We start from the raw sequence: 26,064 nt of genomic DNA on the forward strand, positions 1-26,064 counted from the left end.
TGTCTTCAAGAAACTAGTATAGAAACCTTAAGAAGACAGGAGGAAACACATTGGCTAAACGGACAAAAAAGAATGATCCACAGCAAAAAAACAAAAAGGGTTTTGATTCTGCGGTATTAAATGAAGAATTTGCACATGAAATGGGTTCAGCTGCAACCAATAAAATTCATAAAGATAAAGCTAAAAAAGAAAAAGCACCAAAGAATAACGGAAAATATAAAGGATAATAGCGTACCTTTTGGCAAAAAACCCCTCATTTTTAGATGAGGGGTTTTGGTTATTTCAAATTATTCATAAATTGTTCCATTCGATCGAGCCCATTTTCTAGCGTTTTCATGGAGCAGGCAAAGGATAAACGGAAATAGCCTTCTCCAAAGTCAGAAAATGCACTACCGGGAACTACGGCAACCTTTGTTTCATTCACTAGTTTGATGGCAAAATCAAAGCTATTTAAAGGGATTGTCTCAGGGATTTTAACAAAGAAATAAAATGCTCCATCAGGCTTAACTGTATCAAGTCCCATGGATGTTAATCGATGAAACACATAATCCCTTCTTATCACATATTCTTCTTTCATAGCTGAAGCATCATTTATTCCTACTGTTAAAGCCTCTAATGCGGCTTTCTGAGCAATGGAATTAGCACATGAGACATTATACTGATGCACCTTTAAAATGTGCTTTGTAATGTTTTCTGGAGCAAATAGAAAGCCTATTCTCCAGCCAGTCATTGAATGGGATTTCGAAAGTCCATTAATCACAATAGTCTTTTCTTTTAAGAAACGTGAAATAGACGTATGTTTCTGGTCATAGGTAAGCTCGCTGTAAATTTCATCAGCAAGAACAAAAATATCTTTATCTTTTAAAAAAACTGCGATTTCTTTTACCTCAGCCTCTGATAGACTGACACCAGTAGGGTTGGATGGGTAGGGAAGCACTATACATCGAGTCTTTTCAGTGATAAATGGTTTTATCGTTTCTAAGGTGAAACGAAATTGATTTTCTCTAAGATCTACGTGTATTGGTACAGCACCCATCATTCGAATAATGGGTTCATACCCTGGATAAATAGGACCAGGTAAAATAACTTCCGTCCCTTCCGCCAATATGGTTCGAAAAGCAATATCTATTGCCTCACTTGCTCCGACAGTTACAATTATTTCGGAATCCGCTTTATATTTCAGATCATATTTTTTTTCAACAAACTCACAAGCAGCCTTCCGTAATTCGATTGTTCCTGCATTATGAGTATAGGAAGTAAAATCTCTTTCAATCGCAGCAATCCCAGCATTTTTCACATGTTCAGGTGTAGGAAAATCCGGCTGGCCTATGGTAAACGAGATAAGGTCATCCATGTGAGAGACCATATTAAAGAATTTTCTAATTCCTGATATTTCGATATCTTTAACTCTGTTATTTACTAAATGTTCCAAGTTTTGTCCATCCTTCCAGTTAAGGATTAATCTTCGTTTAGGATATCATGAATTTAGACAATTTGTAAGCAAGGTACCTACAATTAAATGAAAAACGGCCTGAGTTATCTCAGACCGTTTTTTAGGGGGAGGGGAATTTTATATCGAAATTATTGAGTATGATTAATAACCGTAATCCCAGTCGATTTCATCTTCATGCCAGAATACAGGTGACACAGAGCCAAAATCGATGATCTTCTCATCAAGCTTGCAGCTGCATTGCTCACAACCACATTGCTCTTTTATTTCTTCGTAAAAGGAATGTTCAACATCTTCAATAAATGTAATGTTCTGCTCCTGAAATAGAATGGCAGTTCCTTTCATAATTAAAAGCACCTCTTTTAAAGTTTATACTAATGTTTTGGAATAACTTCTTATGACTGTATTGTAATGCGGTTTTTAATTTGAGTCTATTGGTTTGTGATTTTGTTCACAAAACTATCAAGAAGTTGTAGCGAATATAAGAATTCTTTACATCAATAAAAAAAGTGACCAGGTATTTGGTCACCTTTCTTAGTTATTGGCTTTGATAAACTTGCCTGTTGATTTCCGCTCCAGGTACAAGCGGTTCGTGGGTGTTTCGGCGAGCCTCCTCGGCCAAAAAAGCGCCTGCGGGGTCTCCCCTGAACCATACTCCCACAGGAGTCTTCGTGCCTTCCGCTCCAATCAACAGGGTGTAAAAATCAACACTGTTCTTTAAACAGCCTAGTTATTAAGAATATCTTTCTCCTAATTTCTTAAATATAGGTTTTTGGTATGGTCGTTGATTTTTCTTTGATATGGATACTGGATTCTCTATTTCAGTTATTCCTGTGTAAGTTTGCAATAAAGCTTTAGCGAAACTTAGTGAAAGGGTCGCCTTGGGATTTCTAACACGTCCATCAAGTTTACCAAGATGGGGAAGTTCATGGAAATCAGATTTAATAGGAGGAATATGGAAGGTGTATCTGCCACATTCAACGAGCACATCGGATTGCTGTTGGCTGTTTCTAGGATTTTCTGAAAAGTGGAGTCCTACTTTTTTTGCCTTGCCTTCTTGGATTAATTTTTTTAGTGATTCCTGTTTCAATTTGTACAAGAATTTGGGATTAGTTGCTGTTTTTGCATGGCGATTCACAATAAAGACTGCTTGAGCGAGGTTTTCGATGGTTAGATTTAGTTTGGATAGGGGATATTTCTGGTCGTGATTCAAGGTATGTTCTCCTTTCATTTTGTTAAGGCAACTTTATTATACCTCTTTTTTAAAAAAATAGAAACATAGCAATATATAGGTCTAAAAAATTTTGGCGAAATAATCATTATTTTCAATAAATTACTTTCATTCAATTAAATTCATTGTAAAATAGAAATACTAGAATGTAAAAACATTATTGTAAGAAATCAGAATTTTTCAGCTGAAGGATGATTTAATGGAGCATTTAAATAATTTATTAACGAATGAATTAGCTTCTGGCAAAGCCAGCGGAAAAATACAGAAAATTATTTTTGATATTATTTTTCAGCACATTCAAGATATGGTCTTTGTAATGAAGGTTGAAGAAGGGCCGCAATTTCGATATATATTTGTCAACGAATCTGGCATGAAAAAAGCTAACCTTTCTGTTGAATCCCTTGGAAAGACTTTTCACGAAGTGCTGCCCCTTTCATTCGCGAATTCCCTTCAGCGAAAATATGAGAAATTATTAAAAAGGAAAACAGTCATAACCTTCGACGACCAGTTTGAATTAAATGATGGAAGAATAATTTATGGTGAAACTCTCTTAACTCCAGTTTTGGATCAAGACAATGCCATTAGTTATATTGTAGCAGTAACAAGAGATGTGACTGAATGGTTACATGAGAAAAATAAAATAATTGAAAGTGAGCAGAGATATCGATCCATTATTGAACATAACCTTGATTCAATTTTTACAATTAACCTGAATGGAAAAATTCTAGAAGCCAATCCTGCTGCTTCCCTTTTAACAGGCTACTCAGAAAAGCAGATGATCAATCGATCCATTTACGACTTGATAAATGATAGGGATATTGAGAAATTTAAAGTGCTCTTACAGAAATCTTGTACTGGCATAGCACTTGAGGCACATGATTGTAAGGTTATTCATTCGAAAGGCTATTTACTTATTGTCCATATTAAAACTGTTCCGATTGTCATTCATACCGAAATCAAAGGGCTATATGTGATCTTAAAGGACCTATCAGAAAAAGTTAAAAATATGGAAATGATAAAGTTTATGGCTTTTCACGATCAATTAACGGGATTATTAAATCGAAGAGCCTTACTGGAACAATTAAATGATCAAATTCATTTACCTGAAAATATATTAAAAGGATTTGCTTTAATTTCAATTGATCTTGACAGGTTTAAGTTTCTTAACGATACTCTTGGGCATTTGGCAGGAGATGAGATTTTAAAAAAGGTAGCTGATCGATTATCTCAATTTCAAAGTGATACATGCTATATTTACCGTCTAGGTGGTGACGAGTTTACTGTTCTTTTGCTCGCGGCTAATCGAGAAAGGGCCAGTTCTTTTGTCAGAAAAGTATTTTCTGTTTTCTCACAATCCTTTTATTTAAATACCCAGGAGTATTATATTTCACCCAGCATAGGTATAAGCTTATATCCCGATGACGGAAATGATGCGGAGATGCTGATCAAAAACGCTGACGAGGCACTTTATCGTGTGAAGGAAAGAGGAAAGGCACATTTTCAATTTTATCGTACTGATATGAATTCAACTTTTACCAATGTGGTTACGTTAGAGACACACCTAAGAAAGGCTATTGAAAAAGATGAGCTGTCTTTGTTTTATCAGCCACAGATTAATATCGCCACAGGAGAAGTAAATAGTTTTGAAGCCCTGCTGCGATGGAAAGATAGTGAATTTGGGTTTATTTCACCTAATGTATTTATCCCATTGGCAGAAGATACGGGGCTAATCATTCCAATAGGTTATTGGGTAATTGAAAAAGCTTGTCAACAAATTCATACCTGGAATTCCTTGGGATATATGAATATTCGTGTAGCGATAAACATATCACCTAAACAATTCCTGCATCTAAACCTTGTTCCTTTCATTCAATCAATGATTCAAACCTATGGAATACAAGCTTCTTCTCTAGGGATTGAAATTACTGAAGGGGCCATGCAGGATACAAAAGAAACAATTCCTATTTTAAAAAGAATGAAGGAGCTAGGGATATCCATCTCGGTTGACGACTTTGGGACTGGGTATTCGTCCTTAAGTTATTTAAAACAATTTCCTATTGATGGCTTGAAAATTGATCAATCATTTATTAAGGATATTCTTTTAGATCAAAAAGATGCTGCTATTATTAGGTCGATTATTCACTTAGGCCAAAGTTTAGGTTTGGAAGTGATTGCTGAGGGTGTAGAGGACCAGCAACAAGTAGAATTTTTAGCTAAGGCGAAGTGTGATAAAATTCAAGGATATTTTTATTCTAAACCACTTCCTGTTGAAGAGCTTGAGAAAAAATTTTTGAAAAAAAATGCTGGAAACTAAACACGTGAAAATCCTTATCATTTGTATTTTTGATAAGGATTTTTTATATGTCTTCTGTTGAGAGTAATGTAAAAATGGTTAGCTCTGGTTTGGACATAAACCGGAAAGGTAATCTAGTAGTTCCAATGCCTCTGTTGACATATAGAGTTAACTTGTGATTATTTTCTATGGTATAAAGTCCCTCTGGATAGTTTTTGGCATAAGGCGGTATAACAAGCGGACCAATGAAGGGAAGTTTAACTTGTCCACCATGGCTGTGGCCACTTATTTGCCAGTTAATCGGAAATTGTGCAGCTGTTTCAGCAAGGTCTGGAGCATGTGAAAGTAAGATTTTAAAACAATCGTTAGGAACATTTTTTAAGGCAAGAGGTAAATTGGGCCTCCCTAACATGGCATCATCAATTCCTAATAAAAAGATAGCACTTCCATCCTTTACTTTTATTTCTTTTGCTTCATTTAGTAAGACGCTGAAATTAGTGGTTTCCATAATATTACGGTAAATGTCTGAACCGTAGCCACCATGATCATGATTACCGAATATGCAATACTTTCCAAGTGGGGCATGTAATTTTTCTAAAAGATCTACAAGTTTATTGATTTCCGTGTATTTATTTGGCTCGTCCATTAAATCTCCAGTAAAGATTATAATATCTGGCTGTATAGTATTTATTTTATCCACTAACCTCTTAAATTGGGTAAGAGTGTATTGAAATCCAAGGTGGGTATCGCTAAATTGGACCATCTTTATTCCATTAAAGCCTTTAGGGATTAACGGATGTTTTATTTGTTGTTCTTGAATATCGAGTAATGAAGGTTCAATGCGGTTTGCATAAAGATAGCCCCCCGAACTTACTCCGAGAACGGCAAGAAATGAACCGAATGATCGTTTTAGAAATGTTCTCCTCGTCTGCTTTTTAGCCATTATTCTACCAGCCTTCTGTTATTGGACTTAAAGGGGCCCTTTCATATTGTCTTTAAAATTACCCCATATTGCAAGTGAAAAAGGTACTTGGTAGTTTTTATGCATATACGGTTCAAAAGATACTAATATACATTAAAAAAAGGCAGTCAATTTGACTGCCTTATTATTTATAACTTACTGCTCGACTTTGCAGGGCCTTCCAGGAGGAGATAAACTGTGTTTTACCGACTCTAACCTGTTTTCTACCTGATAGTGGATCATTTAAATACACGTAATTGGTATCAAAGCCAACTAACACTACTGCATGTAAATCAAGTGGTGTCTTGATGTATTGTTTTCCATGGTACCAGCCTTCCCACCGATCAGGCAGTCGGTAATCGCCAGTCGTCCAGACTACAACTGGATAACCCGCAGCTACGTGCTCTAATACTTTGTCAAAGGGTTGGTTAGTCAAATTAACAGCTCTTCCCGGTAGCTTTTGATTAATTAATGCAATCATGGGTTTGTCAAACACAGCATACCCTGCTCGTCGGCCAGTCATATCCCCAACAAATCCATCAGCAGGATTACCCCAGCGTAGTATGTCTCCTTTGGTTGAACGAATAATAGGATCTGGGTCTTTCTGGATGGAGCGGTAAAGATCCATTTTATTGGTTTTCACGCCTGCATAATTCAAAACCATCGCTAAACTTGTTACTTCACACCCATAACGTAACTCGGGGTTTTGTTTGATTAAAACTACATTAAGCATGGAAGAATTTTTTTTCGGTGGAGCACTAACAGAATTACTCTTTATTGGCTTGTTTTTTACATTTATTATTTGGTCTTTAACGTCCGTTAAGGTATTTGATTTATTACTAATAGGGACGGTCAGTGATTCGTTCTCAGAACTCTTACTTATCGGAACTCTAGACTCTGGTTTTTCCATGTTAGAGACAGAATTTGTATTCGCATTAAAATGGCTGCAACCAAACATTGGAAGGAGTAATGCCACCAAGCAAAGCTTCTTCAATAATAATCCTCCTTGAACGCTCAATTAAAGCGTTGATCTTTTGGTATCACCATCTGCCCTATTAACGCTGAATTCCAAAATCATTTTTATAGGGCTTGTATATAGGATGTGATTGTATCTATGTTGCTATAATGGTATCCTTTTGGAAAAGAACGAGAAACGGCACGTACGCGTATGGTATAATGAAAATATTTTTTTGGAGGTACTTAGATGGATGCTTTGGATATCCTATCGGATGTTGAAAATTGCTTTCCCTATTTTCAGCCGATTTTTAGTGCCGATGAACAGCGGGTTATAGCTTATGAGGTCTTAGGGAGATACCAATCTGAAGGCAATATAATAAGCTTGGGTCCATTTTTTCAAGACGAAGAGATCCCTGATGAATATAAATACGAAGTGGATTTATTAATTGTTAAAAAGGCGCTTGAAAAATCAATGGAACTAGATCCTGATATTCGCTTGTTTTTAAATCGGAATGCCGATTTATTAATGTATAAACATGGTGAGCCATTTTTACAGGAGCTTTTAGCTTTTGAGAAAAGAGGGTTAAATCTTCAGCGAATAGTTCTGGAAATTTCTGATCGTAATTACAATGGGGATGTTGATCAATTTGACCATCTTCTGCAGTATTACAGGACATATGGTATTAAAATTGCCATAGCTAGCATTGACAGTGAAAGTCATTATTTTGAACGTCTAGGTCAGCTTAATCCAGATATACTAAAGATCAATTTGCACCCGCTCAAATCGACGTCAACAGGGATGAACTTTAATGATGTTCTGTTCTCCTTGTCGCTTTTTGCAAGGAAAATAGGTGCTACTCTTTTGTTTGAGAATATTGAAATGAGTTATCAGCTGCAATTTGCTTGGAAAAATGGCGGCCACTATTATCAGGGATATTACTTACACCCACCATCAGCTGAGTTCATAGAACGAGACTTATTAAAGCATCGGTTAAAAGAAAAATTTCATGATTTTATTTCCTATGAAAAGAAAAAGTTAGAGGCTGTTTTTACTACTGCAGAAAACTTGCAAGTAAAGGTTCAGGAGTTAGTGATAAAAAACAGAAAAGCAAGTTATGAAGAACTTTTTCAGGCTTTGATAAAGGAAATGGATCAGGTGGCTTTTAGGATGTATATATGTGACGAAGATGGTTTTCAAAAGTCAGCAAATATTTTTAAAGATAAAAATGGCTGGATCAGCCAATCTGAGTACTTAAATAAAAACTGGAGTTGGCGTCCCTATTTTTTAGAAAACATAATAAAAATGCGTCATGAACAAAAAGGTATTCTGTCTGATTTATATTGTGACATTGAAACAGGTGAAACCATTCGAACTTTTTCCTTTCCAATGAACGGGAATGATTATCTATTCATTGATATCTCGTACCAATATTTATTTGAACATGATCAACTTCTTTAAACATACAGTTGAATAGAAAGATTCCTGGAGTGGCATTTTAATGAAGAGGGTACTACAGCCGGTCAATACGGAACACTTCATTAAAAAGGGGTTTTGTTAATGGGTTTTATCAATATTCTTGGAATTCTTATTATTGCAATTCTTGCCATTTCGGCTATTTATACGCTGGTTTTAGGTAGACAGCAGAAAGTGGTTGAAGGGAATATGGATACTCAAATAGAAAAACATGTCCAGAAGCATGCATATATAAAAAATCCAATTTTTCTAGCCTACGGAATCTTCTTTGCTTTACTACTTTTCATCGTTTTTTTTGTAGCCATTACTTTTTATTAATGGGTCTCAATAAGAGATCCATTTTTTTATGCGTTTTCTAAAAAAGTATGTGTTAAAGAAAAGTTTTAATTTTTATAACCTGTTGATTGGAGCGGAAGGCACGAAGACTCCTGTGGGAGTATGGTTCAGGGGAGACCCCGCAGGCGCAAGCGCCGAGGAGGCTCGCCGAAACACCCACGGAAAGCGAAGTGTCTGTAGCGGAAATCAACAGGCAATTTTAACAAAGCCCTAAAAAAAATAACTAATTCTTTATTTTTACTTGGACAAATGGAGTTTGTTATTTTATTCTTTTAATATTGGCATATAAATTCACTCGATTGTAAAATTCTGAAAAAATCTTCAATCAGGATAGAAATAGGCCAAATGAGAAACATATCTGTATACAGTTATGTTTGTGTTTGAAAGGAGAAGAAGCAAATGTCACAGCTTCAAGGTATATTAACAAGATTAAAAAATCTACAAGAACAATCAAATAGTGGTGAACCGGCACAACGCTATTTTGAGGTAAATGGTGAAAGAAAGTGTCAGGTAACATTTCATCCGAAAACAGAAACATTTGAATTAGAAATATATAACGAGAAAGAAAAGCCAAAAAGATATCAATTTGATAATATTGATATGATTACAATTGAAATTTTTGATTTGATTCAATAGGAACCCTCGGGTTCCTTTCTTTTTCGAATATGATTTAAATTTTTCACAGACCCCCGAAAACTATGATAAAATAAGTCTGTAGAAAAACAAATATTGAGGAGTTTTCGGCGATGATCAGTCTTCCAAGCGGGGAATTTTTAGAGTATACGATAGAAGAATTAATGATACCATCAGAGCGCGTTGCACATGTGCAAATCGGAAACAATCTCGAACATGCATTGTTGGTCTTAACAAAAAGTGGTTATACAGCTATACCTGTCTTAGACCCGCATTATAAACTACATGGGTTAATCAGTACCCCCATCATAATGGATTCTATTCTTGGACTTGAACGAATTGAATTTGAAGCGCTTGAAAATAAACGGGTAGAAGAGGTCATGAAGATTTCAATACCTCGAGTAAAAGTGACTGATTCAATCTATTTGTGCTTAGATTTATTGGTTAACCATCCATTCCTTTGTGTAGAAACAGAGGAAGGCTTCTTTGAGGGCATACTCCCAAGAAGCACGGTATTAAACCAACTAAACAAGGTAGTAAAAAGGTTTAAAAAATAGGCTGTGTTAAAGAACAGTGTTGATTTTTACACCTGTTGATTGGAGCGGAAGGCACGAAGACTCCTGTGGGAGTATGGTTCAGGGGAGACCCCGCAGGCGCAAGCGCCGAGGAGGCTCGCCGAAACACCCACGGAAAGCGAAGTGCCTGGAGCGGAAATCAACAGGCAAGTTTAACAGAGCCAAAAAATAAGATGGTAAGAGCTCCCAATTAGGGAGCTGTATTTATTTAAAGATATGAGGTGTTAGGATGAGTAATACCACCACTAAGAATGCCGCAGCAGACAGTGCTCGAAAAAAGCAAACGAAAAAGCCACTTGTATTAGCGGCTGTTATGCTAGCCATGTTTATGGGGGCGATTGAGGCAACGATTGTTTCAACCGCCATGCCGGCAATAGTAGCAGATTTGGGTGGATTCACACTTTATAGTTGGGTTTTTTCTGCTTATCTTTTAATGAATTCAATAACGGTACTTATCTATGGTAAATTATCAGATTTGTTCGGTCGAAAGCCGATTCTCACGTTTGGGATTATTATTTTCTTACTAGGTTCTATCCTTTGTGGGTTTGCGACATCTATGAAAACACTCATTATCTTTCGATTGATTCAAGGGTTCGGTGCTGGTGCTGTCATGCCGATCGCGACAACTATTGTCGGAGATATTTATACAGCTGAAGAAAGAGCAAAGATACAGGGGTATCTATCAAGTGTGTGGGGAATATCCGCTATTACAGGTCCTGCTGTTGGTGGATTACTTGTTCAATATGTCAGTTGGCATTATGTATTCTGGATAAACATTCCTCTTGGTATACTCTCCTTAGTAGGGCTATGGATGTATCTTCATGAAAATGTTGAAAAGAAAAAACATGACATTGATTATTTTGGGGCGGTTTTATTAACTATTACAATATCCTCACTTATGTTTGTCCTCGTAGAAGCAGGAAGCCATTGGGCATGGGGATCTTGGCAAATTGTTAGTCTTTTAGTTTTATCAGTACTCGCCTTGATTGCATTTGTTTTTCAGGAAAGTCGTGCGATTGAGCCGGTTATGCCATTTTCAATATGGAAAGAGCGTTCCATATTTATAGCAAATATAACTTCATTGACTACTGGGATAATGTTAATTGGAATATCAAGCTTCCTACCTACTTTTGTTCAAGGCGTTATGGAACAAACACCAATTGTAGCCGGTTTTACATTAACTACGATGTCTATTGGATGGCCAATTGCCTCTACACTTGCAGGGAGAATGCTTATCTCAATAGGTTATCGTAAAACTTCTATAATTGGTGGCGTATTCTTAATCCTAGGGAGCTTTGTTTTTATCACGATGTCATCTTCTTCTGGTCCAATATGGGCAGCAGTGGGGTCCTTTTTTGTTGGTGTAGGTATGGGTCTAACATCAACGGCATTTATTGTTTCCATTCAAAGTACTGTTAGCTGGCAGCATAGAGGAATAGCCACTGCGGCAAACATGTTCATGCGAAATCTGGGCAATACAATAGGAGCAGCATTACTGGGTGGAATACTGAATAACAGATTGAATGCTTACTTTAGTCAAAAAGATCCTTCTTTATCAGTAGACGATACAAATATTCTCTTAAAGGCAAGTGAGCGTGAGGACCTCGCGGAAGGGGTGCGACGGATCTTACAGGATGGACTAACCTTATCATTACATACGGTTTATTATGTGGTCTTTACATTTGCTATAATTAGTCTAGTTTTAATCTTTTTTATTCCGAAAAAAAAGGATGAAGTCTCTGTGTAAAGCTCACAGGGCTTTTTTTAGGAGGGATCACGTTGTCCTCATTATCAGAATTTCACTTATTATCTGTACTTGCACAAGAAATGAATATGCGAAAAGCTTCTGAACGGCTGTTTGTTTCGCAACCCGCTCTTTCACAGCGCTTACAAACAATTGAAAAAGATTGGGGTACGAAATTATTTATTCGATCGCAAAAGGGGTTAGCCCTAACTCCATCTGGAGAACATGTGATTGATTTTGTGAATGATGTACTAAAAAAACAGGAGAAGGTTCGTGAGACCATTCACTCCCTTCAATCAGGCGTTTCAGGGACATTAAAAATTGCTGTTGCATCAATTGTAGGACAAAATTGGCTGCCACAAGTTTTAAAAAAGTTTATTGATAAATATCCACAAGCGAAAATTTCATTAGTAACTGGGTGGAGCAGTGAGATTTTAAAATGCCTATACGATGATCAGGTTCATATTGGGATTATACGTGGAACACCGGACTGGAAAGGGGTAAAGGTACACCTATTTAATGATCCTCTGTATTTAGTTGACAGAGAAATTACCAGACCAGAGCAGGTCTTGGCGACCGATCGTCCTTTTATTCAATTTAAAAGTGATTCCAATTACTATCAGGAAATTCAGGATTGGTGGATGCGAAATTTTAAAATGTCCCCAAAGAGAACAGTTGTGGTTGACCAAATTGAAACATGTAAACAGATGGCTTTTAATGGTATTGGCTATGCCATTTTGCCAGGAATCACCTTAACTAAGGCGGAGAGGGATATTTTCAAAATTCCTCTTGTAAATGAGAATAATGAAGCATTAAAACGTGATACTTGGCTGCTTGGTTATGAATCTTCTTTCCAGTTAAAACAGGTTCAAGCATTTGTAGAACTAATTAAGGAACATATCGCCGAATCTTCAGAAGATTGATGTTGTTTTTCTTGTTTTCAACTCTTTTGTTTGTTAAAGTATTTTCTATAATAACTGAAGCGACTAGTCGCTTCTACTTTATTAGATCAACTACATAGGGGGCAACAATATGAAAATGATGGATGCAAATGAAATTATCTCTTTTATTCAAAATAGTAAAAAATCGACTCCAGTTAAAGTGTATTTGAAGGGTGATTTAGAAGGATTAGATTTTGGCAGCAATTCAAAAGTGTTTATTAACGGAAATACTGGTGTAGTTTTTGGTGAGTGGTCAGAAATTAATGAAGTATTAGAAGCAAATCAAGCAAAAATAGAAGATTATGTACTAGAAAATGACCGCAGAAATTCTGCGATTCCACTTCTAGATACTAAAAACATCAATGCTCGTATCGAACCAGGTGTAATCATCCGTGATCAAGTGGAAATTGGTGATAACGCAGTTATAATGATGGGTGCAGTAATTAATATTGGTGCAGTTATTGGTGAGAAGACTATGATTGATATGGGCGTTGTCCTAGGTGGAAGAGCAACTGTTGGTAAAAATTGCCACATCGGTGCTGGTACTGTATTAGCAGGAGTAATTGAGCCACCATCAGCAAAGCCTGTTGTCATTGAGGATGATGTATTGATCGGTGCGAATGCAGTAGTCCTTGAAGGTGTTACAGTTGGTACAGGCTCTGTGGTTGCTGCAGGCGCAGTTGTGACAAAAGACGTTCCACCGTACACAGTAGTTGCAGGGACACCTGCAAAGAAAATCAAGGATATTGACGAAAAGACAAAATCAAAAACTGAAATAATGCAAGAGCTTCGTCAGTTATAAGAAAAGCGTAAGCGCCTTGAACAGACTGATGTAAGAACAAAACAAAGCGTGGAGCTTCTCCACGCTTGTTTTATAGGAGAGAAGAGGGTGAAGGTAGTGAATGATTTAATTAACATCCGACGTGATTTACATCAAATTCCTGAACTTGGTTTTCAGGAGTTTAAAACACAGGCTTATTTGTTGTCATATCTAAAGTCTCTACCACAGGAACGGCTAACTATTAAGGAGTGGAAGACGGGGCTATTTGTCATGCTCCAAGGTTTAAATCCTCAAAAAACGATTGGATACCGGACGGATATTGATGGTCTTCCAATAAGTGAGGAAACAGGATTACCATTTTCCTCTACACACGATTCATATATGCATGCCTGCGGTCATGATTTCCACATGAGCATTGCTCTAGGAGTGTTGACTCACTTTATCCGGAAGCCAATTAATGATAATCTTTTATTTGTTTTTCAACCTGCCGAGGAAGGTCCTGGAGGGGCAGAACCAATGCTGAAATCGGACATTATGCAGGAATGGAAACCGGATATGATTTTTGCTCTTCATATTGCACCAGAGTATCCTGTCGGAACGATTGCATTAAAGCCTGGGTTGTTATTTGCCAATACCTCAGAATTGTTCATTGACCTAATTGGAAAGGGAGGTCATGCCGCCTATCCCCACCAAACAAATGATATGGTTGTTGCTGCGTGCATGCTGGTTAATCAGTTGCAAACGATTATCTCAAGAAATGTGGACCCATTAGATAGTGCTGTAGTGACAGTAGGAAAGATTACAGGGGGAACGGTTCAAAATATTATTGCAGAAAAAGCTAGGCTAGAAGGGACGATTCGGACATTGTCACCAGATTCGATGCGAAAGGTGAAACAACGTATAGAAGCGTTGGTAAAAGGGATCGAAACTGGCTTTGACTGTAAAGCGGTAATTGATTATGGTTCCATGTATTATCAGGTAAATAATAATGAGTCAATTACAAAAGAATTCATTGGTACCATTAAAAAAGAGACTGATATCCATGTGGTTGAATGTAAGGAAGCGATGACTGGCGAAGACTTTGGATATATGCTCAAAGAAATTCCAGGGCTGATGTTTTGGCTTGGTGTAGATTCACCATTCGGTTTACACCATTCCAAATTAAATCCAAATGAAAGTGCAATCGATGTTGCAGTAAAAGCTATGACGACATATATCGAGTTTAAAGGAAACGAAAGTTACCTGTAGTACAAGCCTTATCATTTCAACTTATCGTTTAGACATGATAAAATCAAATAGAATAAAAAGAATATTGTTACATATCGTCGTTTATTCTATTGCGAATAGGGCAAAACTTAATAAGGGAGATTTAGGTTATAGTTAATAATTAATATTTATTTAAATTAATTATAATTTAATATTGACTCAAAATAGTCTTTATCCTATAATGAAAATGTCAAAGAGTTAGCAAATAATACTTGCTATAAACTCATTTTATTTAATTATTGGAGGGATTCGGTATGCCAGAACGTATGGTAGGTAAACAAGCTCCACGATTTGAAATGGATGCGGTTATGCCAAACAAAGAATTTAAAAAAGTAAGTCTTGAAGAAAACATGAAAAATGATAAATGGACAGTATTGTTCTTCTATCCAATGGACTTCACATTTGTATGTCCAACTGAAATTACAGCAATGTCTGATCGTTATGATGAGTTCGAAGATCTTGATGCGGAAGTTATTGGTGCTTCAACTGATACTATCCATACTCACCTTGCTTGGATTAAAACAGATCGCAAAGAAAATGGTCTTGGCGACTTGAACTATCCTCTAGCTGCTGACACTAACCATGTTGTAGCACGTGACTATGGAGTGTTAATTGAAGAAGAAGGTATTGCATTACGTGGATTATTCATCATCAGCCCTGAAGGCGAATTAATGTACTCTGTTGTTAACCACAACAACATTGGCCGTGACGTGGATGAGACACTACGTGTTCTTCAAGCATTACAAACTGGTGGTCTTTGCCCAGCTAACTGGAAGCCTGGACAAGCTACACTTAATGTTTAATTTTTAACAAACAAAAGATAGACCTAACCTTTTTAAAGTGTTAGGTCTTTTTAATAGGAGGATTTTCAAATGAAATTACGTGAACCAATGCCGGAGTTAGCGGGTGCGACAGAATGGTTAAACGGACAAGTGACAAGAGAGGATTTGATTGGTGAGAAACCAACATTAATCCATTTTTGGTCTATCAGCTGTCATTTATGTAAGGAAGCAATGCCACAGGTAAATCAATTCCGTGATGATTTTAAAGACAAGCTAAATGTTGTTGCCGTTCATATGCCCCGTTCTGAAAATGACTTGAACCTGGAAGAAATAAAGCAAGTAGCAGCTGAACACGGTATCACACAACCGATTTTTGTTGATAATGAGCATAAGCTTACTGAAGCGCTTGAAAATCAATATGTTCCTGCCTACTATGTATTCGATCGTGAAGGGAAACTTCGACATTTCCAAGCGGGTGGAAGTGGAATGAAAATGCTTGAAAAACGTGTAAATCGAGTATTAGATGAGTTAGAAAAAACAGAATAAAATAAACAAAAGACTGTCCGTTACATCAAACGGACAGTTTTTATTTATTTGGTGATGTTAAAGCATATTGTTGATACCCTGTTGATTGGAGCGGAAGGCACGAAGACTCCTGCGGGAGTACGGGGCAGGGGAGACCCCGCAGGAGCAAAGCGACGAGGAGGCTCCCCTGCACGCCCGCGAACCGCTTGTGCCTGGAGCGGAAATCAACAGGCACTTTTAATATAGCCATTTATTTTTGTAGTGTTGTAACCTTGTGTCCATTTTATCGTCCGTATTAATAATACTGGAACTGCAGTATTTATTCAGCCTGGCAAGACGATATATAAAAGGGGTGTCAAGGTTATGAAAAGATTAATTAAATGGGTACCATTTTATTTACTGATTATGTGCATGGTTTTAGCAGGATGTAGTTCTAGCAGTAAAAGTGAATCGGCTAAGATGAACGAAGATAAAGCCGTAATGGATTCTGCTCCATCTGGCAGCCAAGAGGAAACAATGAATGCTTCAGGTGAAAAAGCTAAGGGGGAACAAACAAACCAATCTGATAAACTAGAGGCAACTACTCAGATGGTTATTTATCAGGCGGATTTGCAGCTTCGAGTAAAGAAATTTGAGAGGACAGTCCAAAGTTTAGAAGAAAAAGCAGTGAAATATGGAGGCTATATTTCAGAATCCAACGTGGCAAAAGAGGGGAACGAACAATTAAGCGGAAGAATTGTTATACGAATACCGCAAAAATATTTTCAAACCTTTCTACATGATGCGGAAGGGGAAGCTGTAGAAGTACTCCAGAGAAACATTTCTGGGCAAGATGTGACGGAAGAATATGTTGACCTTGAATCAAGATTAAAATCAAAAAGAGTAGTGGAAGAACGGCTCCTAGCTTTTATGAAAAATGCAACCAAAACAGAGGATCTATTAAAAATCTCCTCTGATTTAGCTGTTGTTCAGGAGGAAATTGAAACCATTGAAGGTAGAATGAAATATCTGGATAATCAAATATCACTTTCTACAGTGACAATTACCCTTTACGAGAATAAGGTGAGCGTTCCTGACCTTAATAAAGACCAGTTAAATACATGGGAAAAAACAAAAAAACAATTTATGAAGAGTACGAACATGCTCTTAGCTTTCTTGTCAGGAGTTGTTGTTTTTATTATTGGAAACCTACCTATCCTTATAGTATTGGGTGTAATCGGATTCTTAGGTTTACTAGTATTTAAGCAGAGACGAAACCGAAATAGACAAGATTAGTGGCGCTCTCAAGCACCAGAATGCTATGATAGTACCATCATGATTAATGAGTTAGCGGGGGAGTCATATTATGAAGAAGAGTTATGCGGTAATTGGTTTAGGACGTTTCGGTGGTAGTATATGCCGGACGCTAACCGATGAAGGAATGGAAGTATTGGCAATTGATGTAAATGAAGAGCGAGTAAATGAATATGCAATGATTGCTTCCCATGCGGTGGTTGGTGATACAACAGATGAAAATGTATTAAAAAGCCTCGGGATTCGGAATTTTGATCATGTAATTGTAGCCATTGGCGATGATATTCAATCGAGTATCTTAACTACCCTAATCTTAAAGGAATTAGGAGTTGGACGTATTACAGTTAAAGCACAAAATGATTATCATGAAAAAGTTCTTAGGAAAATTGGAGCGGATCATGTTGTACACCCGGAAAGGGATATGGGAAAACGAATTGCAACTAATATGGCCTCAAGCAATGTGGTTGATTATCTACAACTTTCTGATGAGCATAGCATAGTCGAAATCGTTGCTAACGGTAAGCTTAGTGGTCACACAATTATTGATTTGGATATCCGTAAGAAATACGGACTAAATATTGTTGCAATTAAAAGAGGAGAAGAAATTATTGTCTCTCCGCAAGCAAAGGAAACGATTTACCTTAATGATGTATTGATTGTAATAGGAAATGATACCGACATAGACAGATTTGAAAAGAAAGTCCTTGAATAACGCAAAAGCTCCAGCCTCTCTAGGCTGGAGCTTTTATTATTTTACACTTCCATAATGATTGGAAGGATCATTGGTCTACGTTTTGTTTTTTCATAAAGGAATGGTGCTAACGTGTCTGTAATTTCATTTTTAATTTCAGACCATTGGCTTGTTTTTCGTTCCATAACCTTATTTAAGTGTTTAGTGATTAAGTTTTGTGCATCATTAATTAGATCACCAGATTCTCTCATATAAACAAATCCACGAGAGATAAGGTCTGGTCCTGAGGCAATTTTAAATTCCTTCATATTAATACTCACTACGACAACGACTAAACCTTCTTCTGAAAGAATTCTTCTATCGCGGAGAACGATATTTCCGATGTCACCTACGCCGCTACCATCAATATAGACAGAGCCTGAAGGAATTTTCCCTGCAACCTGTGCCGTATTTTCAGAGAGGGCTAATACTTCACCATTGTCCATGATAAAGCAATTTTCTTCTTCTACGCCACAATCAACTGCAAGCTTTGCATGCATTTTTTGCATCCGGTATTCACCGTGGATCGGCATGAAGAATTTTGGTTTAATTAAACGAAGCATAAGCTTTTGCTCTTCTTGACCACCGTGACCAGAAGTATGGATATTACTTAGTTTACCGTGGATAACCTCTGCCCCGGCTCTGTAAAGCATATTAATTGTTCTGCTAACACTGATTGTATTCCCTGGAATTGGTGATGAAGAAAATACAACAGTATCCCCAGGAATAATTTGAATTTGACGGTGTGTCCCATTAGCAATTCTTGAAAGTGCCGCCATCGGTTCACCCTGACTTCCTGTACAAAGGATCGTCACTTTATCTGCTGGTAGTCGATTAATTTGATTGGACTCAATAAACGTTTCCTTAGGCGCAATAATATAACCTAATTCAATACCAATGTTTATAGCTGCTTCCATACTCCGTCCAAAAACAGCCACTTTTCTACCATTTACTACAGCGGCTTCCACTACCTGTTGCAGTCTGTGAATATTAGATGCAAATGTAGCGAAAATGATACGGCCATCTACTTTCCTGAAAATATCATGAATACTTTCACCGACACGACGTTCTGACATCGTGAAATCAGGTATTTCGCTGTTAGTACTATCAGAAAGCAAGCACAATACGCCCTCTTTACCGATTTCAGCCATTTTAGTCAAATTTGCTGGTTCTCCAACAGGGGTAAAATCAAATTTAAAATCACCCGTATGAACGACTTGACCAGGAGGTGTTTTTACAACAATACCATAGGAGTCAGGAATACTGTGGGTCGTACGGAAAAAAGTAACCGATGTTTTGCGGAATTTAATGATATCGTCTTCTTTAATTTCAATCAGTTTAGCATTTCTTAATAAGCCATGCTCTTCTAATTTATTTTTAATTAAGCCCAATGCCAATTTTCCGCCGTAAATAGGAATATTAATCTCACGAAGTAAGTAAGGAATTCCACCAATGTGATCCTCGTGTCCGTGTGTTACAAATAAGCCTTTTATTTTATCTTCATTTTTAACAAGGTAAGTGTAATCAGGTATAACATAATCGATACCTAATAACTCATCTTCAGGAAACTTAATTCCAGCATCAATTAAGATGATTTCATCTTGGAACTGAACTGCATACGTATTTTTGCCTATTTCACCTAAACCACCTAAGGCAAAAACTGCAGTTTGATCATTTTTTACAAATTTCATAAATTATCCAATCTCCAATACTTTAAAGTCTTCATTTTGTTTTTCATATTCTAAAAATGCTCCTGTTACTTCCTGCACTAATTCTACATTTAACCCACGATCAGCAATTTTTGTGCGGACATCTCTAACCGATTCGCCTTCAACAAAGATTGTTTTTGTGTTTTCTCTTACAGGTACTTCATTAATACTTCTTTGGTAATATACTTTAAATATCATTACAATATCGCTCCTAACTTAGGTCATAACTTTTTCTATTATATAAAACATTTTCATCTTTTTCATTTATTTTCTTTGGCAGCCCTTGGACTAAATATGAAAAGTATGTAAAAGAATCGCTGTTTTTACAATGTACAATAACGAAGGAGCCCTCCGCAAGTTTGAAGGGCTCGAAAAATTTAGGCAATGGATTTCTTTCTAAGTAAATCATTCCACTGTTTTAAGAGCTTTTTCCGGAGCTTCTTTAACATAGTGGATCATCTCCTTACCTCTTATTTTATACGATCCTTGTCCAATGTAAAGCAATCAATGGTAGATTATTGAAGGTTTTTAAAAAGAAAGGGTTTTTTTACTATTATGATATGATAAAAACGCATATTTTCTCATGGATAAACATGGAAGATTCATGGCGAATTACAAATTGACAATTATTTATAGAAGGTTTAGTGTTTTAAAGGGATAAATTAAATAGAAGGAAGAATGGTGAGATGGGAAAATTATTTAGTGCTTTGGCTGTATTGAGCCTAATTTGGGGAACTTCATTTTTATTTATAAAATTACTTTTAACCTCTATGGATCCAGTTGTGGTGGTTTTTGGCAGATGTCTATTTGGGTCAATGATCCTGCTATTAATTGTGGTATTGAAAAAGAAAAAATTGAAACTAAGTACACTTCCTTGGTTTCAGTTATTGCTTGTAGCATTAGCTAATAATGCCCTACCATGGCTACTCATTAGTTCAAGTGAAACAAAACTTACTTCTGGTATGGCATCTATTATTAATGCAACAACACCGATATGGACCTTAATCATTGGAGCTTTCTTTTTTTCTTCATCACTGAGAAGGAATCAATGGATTGGCATAATGATTGGTTTCCTCGGCATTTTTATTTTATCCGATTTTAAATTAGGGGATTTTTATTCAGGAAATGTAATCGGCATTCTTTTAATGACAGGTGCAACTCTATGTTATGGAATTGGTTCTCATCTGTCTAAAAAATATTTAGCTCATTTATCTGTGCTTGAAACCTCGTTCTTTACTTTACTATTCTCTACTGGGATCAGCTTAATCATGGTGCTATTTAAGACGCCGCATTCACTTTCAACTTTTGTCAACATGAATACCTTGGGACCTTTTGTCGGGCTTGGTGTTTTAGGATCGGGAATCGCCTATTTACTTTACTACTATTTGGTGAAGGAAGGTAGTGCAGAATTTGCCTCTCTTGTAACCTATCTTGTACCAGTCTCAGCAATAATCTGGGGTACTTTTTTATTACAAGAGGAAATACACCTCTCCATGATGGTAGGATTACTTATTATTTTTTCTGGTGTATATATTTCAACCATCAAACCAAAGGAAAAATCAAACGCAACCTTCACAGCATAGTTCGAGCAAAAAGGAGTTATTTTTAAATGAAAAAAATTGTATTTTTTGATATAGATGGAACACTGCTTGATCATGAAAAAAACCTCCCTGCCAGTACAAAAAAGGCTCTCCAACTGTTAAAGGATAATGGAGTTTTTGTGGCCATTGCTACAGGCAGAGCCCCGTTTATGTTCACAGGTTTACGGGAGGAGTTAGAGATAGACTCTTTCGTAAGTTTTAATGGGCAATTTGTTGTCTTTGAGAACGAGATTATTTATGAGAACACCTTAAATGAAAAAGAATTAGAAAAACTATTCCAGCAGGCTAAAACAAACGAACACCCATTAGTTTTTATGAATGATAAGACAATGAAATCAAGTGTGCGGCATCATACGTATATTGAAGAAAGTTTGGGAAGTTTGAATTTTACACATCCAGACGAAGATGCAAGATTTTATGTAAATCGTAAAATGTATCAGTCACTCCTTTTTTGTAAGGAACAGGAGGAACAGAAATACGCGGTTGACTATCCGAATTTTAATTTTATCCGATGGCACCCTTATTCCGTTGATATTTTACCAAAGGGAGGATCAAAGGCGGAAGGCATTAAAAAAATGATTGAACGCTTAGGTTTTGAATTAAAGGATGTATACGCATTTGGCGACGGGATGAATGATTTAGAAATGTTGAAAGCCGTTGGAACAGGTGTGGCAATGGGGAATGGTGTAGAAGAAGCTAAGGCCCATGCAGACCTTATTACAACTGATGTATCTGAGAATGGTATATGGAACGGACTAAAGGAACTTCAGTTAATATAAAATAAAAGATGGCTGACTCTACCTGAGTCAGCCATTTTTTAACGTTCAATTGCTGTTGCTCCATCAATTGGTCTTAATGGTTCTTGCTTATCAATAAGGTCGTAAAACATCACACCATTTAAGTGGTCGATTTCATGTTGAAAACAAATAGCAGGTAAACCCTTTAGACGAATTTTAACCTCTTCGCCAGTAAGATTAATACCTTTCACTGTAATTCTTGCATATCTAGGAACAAAGCCTGGAATGGCTTCATCTACAGAGAGACAACCTTCACCTGTTTGTAGATATGCCTTTTCAACGGAATGACTAACAATCTTTGGATTAAAAAGAGCGTAGCTATAGAGCACACCTTTTTCATCTGTTACATGCACGGCAATCATTCGCTTGGAAACATTAATTTGTGGAGCAGCTAAACCTATTCCAGGACGCAAACCATATTTAGAAGCAATTTCGTTATTCTGGCTGTTTATAACGTATTCCATCAAACTGGATAATATTTGTTTATCTTCTTCTGATGGCGGCATAACAACTTCCGCAGCCACTTTTCTAAGAGTTGGATGGCCATCTCGAATAATATCCTCCATCGTTAACATAACTTTCACTCCTGTGTTCAAAAAAGTAATTGGTATCAATAGTCTATCAAACAATAGATAAAATGTTAATCATTGATTCATGATATAGATATGCAACTCTAAATGGTCTCGATATTGTCAAATATTCCAAGTATCGATATAGTAGGAGTTGAATGAGATTAGGAGGGTGTATAGTGTTATTTAAAAGCAAATGGCGTTTTCTTATTTCTGTAATAGCTGTCATTTTTATTATAACTGGATGCCTGGCTAAAGAAACACCTGAAGAAAAGATGTATGATGTATTGGAGAAGGTTGTAGACAAAGAAAAGGTTTTTGAAGAACAGCAAGACCCCCTAGTTAAATTAGAGGAAGAAGAGAAAGTTCTTTATGATCAGATAATCAAACTAGGTATGAAAGAATATGACCAAATTGTCAAGCTCTCCGACAAAGCACTGGCTTTGACTGAGAAAAGAAAAACACTTATGGAAAAAGAAACAAACAGCATAAAGGATTCTGAAAAGGAATTTAAGAAAGTGGCTGTAATTAAAGAGGATTTGGATAATCAAGAGTTAAAAAAACTAGCTAATGACCTTTACGATACCATGACTCAAAGATATGAAGCACATGAGGTATTGTATAAAGAATATACTGAGGCTTTAAAAAATGATAAAGAACTATATGAGATGTTTAAGAATAAAGACCTTCCCTTAGAAGATTTAGAAGCAAAGGTTGTTCAGCTTAATGATAATTACAAAAAAGTCTTTGAAGCAAATGAAAACTTTAACAAGTTAACAGAACAATACAATGATAAGAAGCTGGCTTTTTATAAAAAAGCGGGTCTAAATCCGGATAAATAGGTATACATCAAAGAAATCGGCTCGAAAAAGCCGATTTTTTCTATATTATAACAAATGTGATTCTGTGTTAGTTGTATATAACAGAAGTTATTGTTTATTGGTACAGATAATAAATTAACCTGAAAAATTAATAATACGTAGATGGTGAAAAATTATAAAACATAGTATTTGACGAAGAAAAATGAATGAGGTAAACTCATATATGAGTTAAATAATTGTATCAATTGAGTTACAGAAAATAGTGATACAGAATAAAATGTTGGTAGAAGGAAGATTTTTCGTTTTATCTACTCTTTTCTGTGAAAAACTATCAATTAGTAATTTCAGAACTAGGCCAACATGACCCGTGTGTTTTTGGGGTAATCTAACTTAGTGGATTTATTTAAAAAATTTTTCTTTGAATAGAAAGGAAGAGGTGACCCAAATGGCTTCTAAAACTCAGAATGCCCAGCTTAATGCTAAAAAAGCACTCGAAGCTGTAGAGGATCAATTTCAAACACTTCAAATTCTTAATGAAGAAGGTGAAGTTGTAAACGAAGCAGCAATGCCTGAGCTATCAGATGAGCAGCTTCAGGAATTAATGCGTCGTATGGTATATACACGAATTCTTGACCAAAGATCCATTTCTTTAAATCGTCAAGGAAGACTAGGTTTCTATGCGCCAACTGCTGGCCAGGAAGCATCTCAATTAGCATCACAGTTTGCATTAGAAAAAGAAGACTTTATCTTACCAGGTTATCGTGATGTTCCTCAAATGATTTGGCATGGTCTTCCATTATACCAAGCATTCTTATTCTCTCGTGGACACTTCCAAGGAAATAAAATTCCAGAAGGTGTTAACGTTATTTCTCCACAAATCATTATTGGTGCTCAAATCATCCAAGCTGCAGGTGTTGCCCTTGGTATGAAAAAGAATGGTGCAAAATCTGTAGCGATTACGTATACAGGTGATGGCGGAGCTTCTCAAGGTGACTTCTATGAAGGTCTAAACTTTGCGGGTGCGTTCAAGGCTCCAGCTATTTTCGTTGTTCAAAATAACCGTTTTGCTATATCTACTCCGGTTGAAAAACAATCAGCAGCTAAAACGGTTGCTCAAAAAGCTGTTGCTGCAGGTATTCCTGGAATTCAAGTTGATGGTATGGACCCACTAGCTGTTTATGCTGCTACTCGTGATGCTCGTGAACGTGCGATTAATGGTGAAGGACCTACTTTAATTGAGACTTTAACATACCGTTATGGACCACACACAATGGCAGGTGATGACCCAACTCGTTACCGTACGTCTGACCTAGATAATGAGTGGGAAAAGAAAGATCCTTTAGTCCGTTTCCGTAAGTTCCTAGAAAACAAAGGCATTTGGAACGAAGATAAAGAGAACGAAGTAATCGAAAAAGCAAAAGAAGATATTAAAGAGGCAATTAAGCAAGCGGACGCGGCTCCTAAGCAAAAGGTAACCGACCTAATGTCCATTATGTACGAAGAAATGCCTCATAACCTTAAAGAACAATATGAAATTTATCAAGCAAAGGAGTCGAAGTAAGTCATGGCTCAAATGACAATGATTCAAGCAATCACTGATGCATTAAGAACTGAGTTGCGCAACGATCCTAAAACACTCGTTTTTGGGGAAGACGTTGGTGTTAATGGCGGAGTATTCCGTGCAACTGAAGGACTTCATAAAGAGTTTGGGGAAGATCGTGTGTTTGATACACCACTTGCTGAATCTGGTATTGGTGGTTTATCAATTGGTCTTGCTTTAACAGGTTTCCGTCCAATCCCTGAAATCCAATTCTTCGGATTTGTTTTTGAAGTAATGGATTCTATTGCTGGACAAATGTCACGTATGCGTTACCGTTCTGGTGGCCGTTACAATATGCCGATAACTGTCCGTTCTCCGTTTGGTGGAGGGGTACATACACCTGAACTTCATTCAGACAGCCTAGAGGGATTAATGGCCCAAACACCTGGTCTGAAGGTTGTTGTTCCTTCAACACCTTATGATGCAAAAGGATTATTATTGTCAGCGATTCGTGACAATGACCCAGTTGTATTCTTAGAGCATTTAAAATTATATCGTGCATTCCGTCAGGAAGTTCCTGAAGAAGAGTATACAATTCCACTTGGAAAAGCGGATGTAAAACGTGAAGGTACAGATTTATCTATCATTACTTACGGTGCTATGGTCCATGAGTCATTAAAAGCTGCAGATGAATTAGCTAAAGAAGGACACTCTGTAGAAGTTGTAGATTTACGTACAATTAGCCCGCTTGATATCGATACAATTATTGCTTCTGTTGAAAAAACAGGTCGTGCCATTGTTGTTCAAGAAGCACAAAAACAAGCAGGGGTCGCAGCTAACGTAGTTGCTGAGATTAACGATCGTGCCATCCTTAGCTTAGAAGCACCAGTATTACGTGTTACTGCTGCAGATACAATTTATCCTTTCTCACAAGCTGAATCTGTATGGCTTCCAAACTATAAAGACGTAATCGAAACAGCTAAAAAAGTTTTAACTTTCTAAAAGAGGTTCTACTGAAATCTATATATTATAGGAGATGAATCCCAGTGAGCGCA

The 26,064-nt window shown here is 36.8% G+C and carries 27 protein-coding genes; 19 read left to right on the top strand and 8 right to left on the bottom strand.

The genetic code is table 11. From position 1 onward, the window contains the following. The first annotated feature begins 50 nt into the window (after window positions 1–50). Complete coding sequence (locus tag AC3A54_RS08130; protein WP_309865416.1) at window positions 51–227, top strand: hypothetical protein; 177 nt, start codon at window positions 51–53, stop codon at window positions 225–227. A 50-nt stretch (window positions 228–277) separates the two neighbouring features. Here the strand turns inward: AC3A54_RS08130 and AC3A54_RS08135 are convergent, their stop codons facing one another. The 3 genes from AC3A54_RS08135 to AC3A54_RS08145 all read right to left on the bottom strand — a co-directional run bounded on the left by AC3A54_RS08135 (window position 278) and on the right by AC3A54_RS08145 (window position 2,681). Next, window positions 278–1,432, bottom strand: coding sequence for an aminotransferase A (locus AC3A54_RS08135; RefSeq protein ID WP_487654099.1), 1,155 nt, complete (start codon window positions 1,430–1,432; stop codon window positions 278–280). A gap of 162 nt (window positions 1,433–1,594) precedes the next feature. Next, window positions 1,595–1,795 carry a hypothetical protein gene (locus tag AC3A54_RS08140; protein ID WP_308080345.1) on the bottom strand — a complete coding sequence of 67 codons (201 nt, stop codon included), beginning with the start codon at window positions 1,793–1,795 and terminating at the stop codon, window positions 1,595–1,597. Between the two features lie 388 nt (window positions 1,796–2,183). Further along, window positions 2,184–2,681, bottom strand: coding sequence for a YkyB family protein (locus tag AC3A54_RS08145; RefSeq protein ID WP_309865409.1), 498 nt, complete (start codon window positions 2,679–2,681; stop codon window positions 2,184–2,186). A gap of 199 nt (window positions 2,682–2,880) precedes the next feature. Between AC3A54_RS08145 and AC3A54_RS08150 the strand changes: the two genes are divergently transcribed. Next, entirely contained in the window at window positions 2,881–4,995 is a 2,115-nt protein-coding gene (locus AC3A54_RS08150) for a putative bifunctional diguanylate cyclase/phosphodiesterase (RefSeq protein ID WP_487654100.1), read from the top strand. 43 nt (window positions 4,996–5,038) lie between these two features. On the opposite strand, the gene AC3A54_RS08155 is transcribed toward AC3A54_RS08150, so the two are convergent. Continuing rightward, window positions 5,039–5,917 (bottom strand): metallophosphoesterase, encoded by an 879-nt coding sequence (locus AC3A54_RS08155; protein ID WP_335545858.1) that lies wholly within the window; start codon window positions 5,915–5,917, stop codon window positions 5,039–5,041. A gap of 163 nt (window positions 5,918–6,080) precedes the next feature. Then, complete coding sequence (locus AC3A54_RS08160; protein ID WP_335545855.1) at window positions 6,081–6,929, bottom strand: C39 family peptidase; 849 nt, start codon at window positions 6,927–6,929, stop codon at window positions 6,081–6,083. 210 nt (window positions 6,930–7,139) lie between these two features. On the opposite strand from AC3A54_RS08160, the gene AC3A54_RS08165 reads away from it, so the two are divergent. From AC3A54_RS08165 to AC3A54_RS08220, 12 genes are all read left to right on the top strand, one after another. After that, window positions 7,140–8,351, top strand: coding sequence for an EAL domain-containing protein (locus AC3A54_RS08165; RefSeq protein WP_487654101.1), 1,212 nt, complete (start codon window positions 7,140–7,142; stop codon window positions 8,349–8,351). A gap of 99 nt (window positions 8,352–8,450) precedes the next feature. Next, window positions 8,451–8,684: a hypothetical protein gene (locus AC3A54_RS08170; protein ID WP_308080339.1), complete on the top strand. Its 234-nt coding sequence runs from the start codon at window positions 8,451–8,453 to the stop codon at window positions 8,682–8,684. 417 nt (window positions 8,685–9,101) lie between these two features. Next, window positions 9,102–9,338: a YkuJ family protein gene (locus AC3A54_RS08175; RefSeq protein WP_040204715.1), complete on the top strand. Its 237-nt coding sequence runs from the start codon at window positions 9,102–9,104 to the stop codon at window positions 9,336–9,338. A 110-nt stretch (window positions 9,339–9,448) separates the two neighbouring features. After that, window positions 9,449–9,892 (top strand): cyclic-di-AMP-binding protein CbpB, encoded by a 444-nt coding sequence (cbpB, locus tag AC3A54_RS08180; RefSeq protein ID WP_335547763.1) that lies wholly within the window; start codon window positions 9,449–9,451, stop codon window positions 9,890–9,892. 247 nt (window positions 9,893–10,139) lie between these two features. Next, on the top strand, window positions 10,140–11,657 hold the full coding sequence (locus AC3A54_RS08185) for an MDR family MFS transporter (RefSeq protein WP_487654102.1): 1,518 nt from the start codon (window positions 10,140–10,142) through the stop codon (window positions 11,655–11,657). 32 nt (window positions 11,658–11,689) lie between these two features. Continuing rightward, window positions 11,690–12,577: a transcriptional regulator CcpC gene (gene ccpC / locus AC3A54_RS08190; protein WP_308080336.1), complete on the top strand. Its 888-nt coding sequence runs from the start codon at window positions 11,690–11,692 to the stop codon at window positions 12,575–12,577. 109 nt (window positions 12,578–12,686) lie between these two features. Then, window positions 12,687–13,397, top strand: a complete 711-nt coding sequence (gene dapD, locus AC3A54_RS08195; RefSeq protein WP_487654103.1) for a 2,3,4,5-tetrahydropyridine-2,6-dicarboxylate N-acetyltransferase — start codon at window positions 12,687–12,689, stop codon at window positions 13,395–13,397. An 87-nt stretch (window positions 13,398–13,484) separates the two neighbouring features. Further along, window positions 13,485–14,624: an N-acetyldiaminopimelate deacetylase gene (locus tag AC3A54_RS08200; protein ID WP_487654104.1), complete on the top strand. Its 1,140-nt coding sequence runs from the start codon at window positions 13,485–13,487 to the stop codon at window positions 14,622–14,624. Between the two features lie 272 nt (window positions 14,625–14,896). Further along, the gene (locus AC3A54_RS08205; protein WP_487654105.1) at window positions 14,897–15,445 is read left to right on the top strand and encodes a peroxiredoxin; all 549 of its coding nucleotides are present in this window, start codon (window positions 14,897–14,899) and stop codon (window positions 15,443–15,445) included. A 69-nt stretch (window positions 15,446–15,514) separates the two neighbouring features. Beyond that, window positions 15,515–15,970: a TlpA disulfide reductase family protein gene (locus AC3A54_RS08210; RefSeq protein WP_308080332.1), complete on the top strand. Its 456-nt coding sequence runs from the start codon at window positions 15,515–15,517 to the stop codon at window positions 15,968–15,970. Window positions 15,971–16,312: 342 nt separating this feature from the next. Continuing rightward, window positions 16,313–17,224 carry a DUF4349 domain-containing protein gene (locus AC3A54_RS08215; RefSeq protein ID WP_487654106.1) on the top strand — a complete coding sequence of 304 codons (912 nt, stop codon included), beginning with the start codon at window positions 16,313–16,315 and terminating at the stop codon, window positions 17,222–17,224. A gap of 70 nt (window positions 17,225–17,294) precedes the next feature. Continuing rightward, a complete protein-coding gene (locus AC3A54_RS08220) occupies window positions 17,295–17,954 on the top strand; it encodes a potassium channel family protein (RefSeq protein WP_487654107.1) in 660 nt (219 codons plus the stop codon). A 41-nt stretch (window positions 17,955–17,995) separates the two neighbouring features. Here AC3A54_RS08220 and rnjA read toward each other — a convergent pair whose 3' ends face one another. After that, on the bottom strand, window positions 17,996–19,663 hold the full coding sequence (gene rnjA / locus AC3A54_RS08225; RefSeq protein WP_309865366.1) for a ribonuclease J1: 1,668 nt from the start codon (window positions 19,661–19,663) through the stop codon (window positions 17,996–17,998). Window positions 19,664–19,666: 3 nt separating this feature from the next. Then, a complete protein-coding gene (locus AC3A54_RS08230) occupies window positions 19,667–19,879 on the bottom strand; it encodes a DNA-dependent RNA polymerase subunit epsilon (protein ID WP_335547778.1) in 213 nt (70 codons plus the stop codon). 488 nt (window positions 19,880–20,367) lie between these two features. On the opposite strand from AC3A54_RS08230, the gene AC3A54_RS08235 reads away from it, so the two are divergent. Next, window positions 20,368–21,264: a DMT family transporter gene (locus AC3A54_RS08235; protein ID WP_487654108.1), complete on the top strand. Its 897-nt coding sequence runs from the start codon at window positions 20,368–20,370 to the stop codon at window positions 21,262–21,264. A gap of 26 nt (window positions 21,265–21,290) precedes the next feature. Continuing rightward, window positions 21,291–22,061 (top strand): Cof-type HAD-IIB family hydrolase, encoded by a 771-nt coding sequence (locus AC3A54_RS08240; RefSeq protein ID WP_487654109.1) that lies wholly within the window; start codon window positions 21,291–21,293, stop codon window positions 22,059–22,061. A 38-nt stretch (window positions 22,062–22,099) separates the two neighbouring features. Here AC3A54_RS08240 and def read toward each other — a convergent pair whose 3' ends face one another. Continuing rightward, entirely contained in the window at window positions 22,100–22,654 is a 555-nt protein-coding gene (gene def / locus AC3A54_RS08245) for a peptide deformylase (protein ID WP_335547783.1), read from the bottom strand. A 173-nt stretch (window positions 22,655–22,827) separates the two neighbouring features. On the opposite strand from def, the gene AC3A54_RS08250 reads away from it, so the two are divergent. The 3 genes from AC3A54_RS08250 (at window position 22,828) to AC3A54_RS08260 (ending at window position 26,011) form a co-directional block, all read left to right on the top strand. Continuing rightward, window positions 22,828–23,490, top strand: coding sequence for a YkyA family protein (locus AC3A54_RS08250; RefSeq protein ID WP_487654110.1), 663 nt, complete (start codon window positions 22,828–22,830; stop codon window positions 23,488–23,490). A gap of 424 nt (window positions 23,491–23,914) precedes the next feature. Continuing rightward, window positions 23,915–25,030 (top strand): pyruvate dehydrogenase (acetyl-transferring) E1 component subunit alpha, encoded by a 1,116-nt coding sequence (pdhA, locus tag AC3A54_RS08255; RefSeq protein WP_335549021.1) that lies wholly within the window; start codon window positions 23,915–23,917, stop codon window positions 25,028–25,030. 3 nt (window positions 25,031–25,033) lie between these two features. Next, a complete protein-coding gene (locus AC3A54_RS08260; RefSeq protein WP_308080322.1) occupies window positions 25,034–26,011 on the top strand; it encodes an alpha-ketoacid dehydrogenase subunit beta in 978 nt (325 codons plus the stop codon). Window positions 26,012–26,064 lie beyond the last annotated feature (53 nt).

The sequence above is a fragment of the Neobacillus sp. Soil_C_43 genome (genome assembly GCF_057656715.1).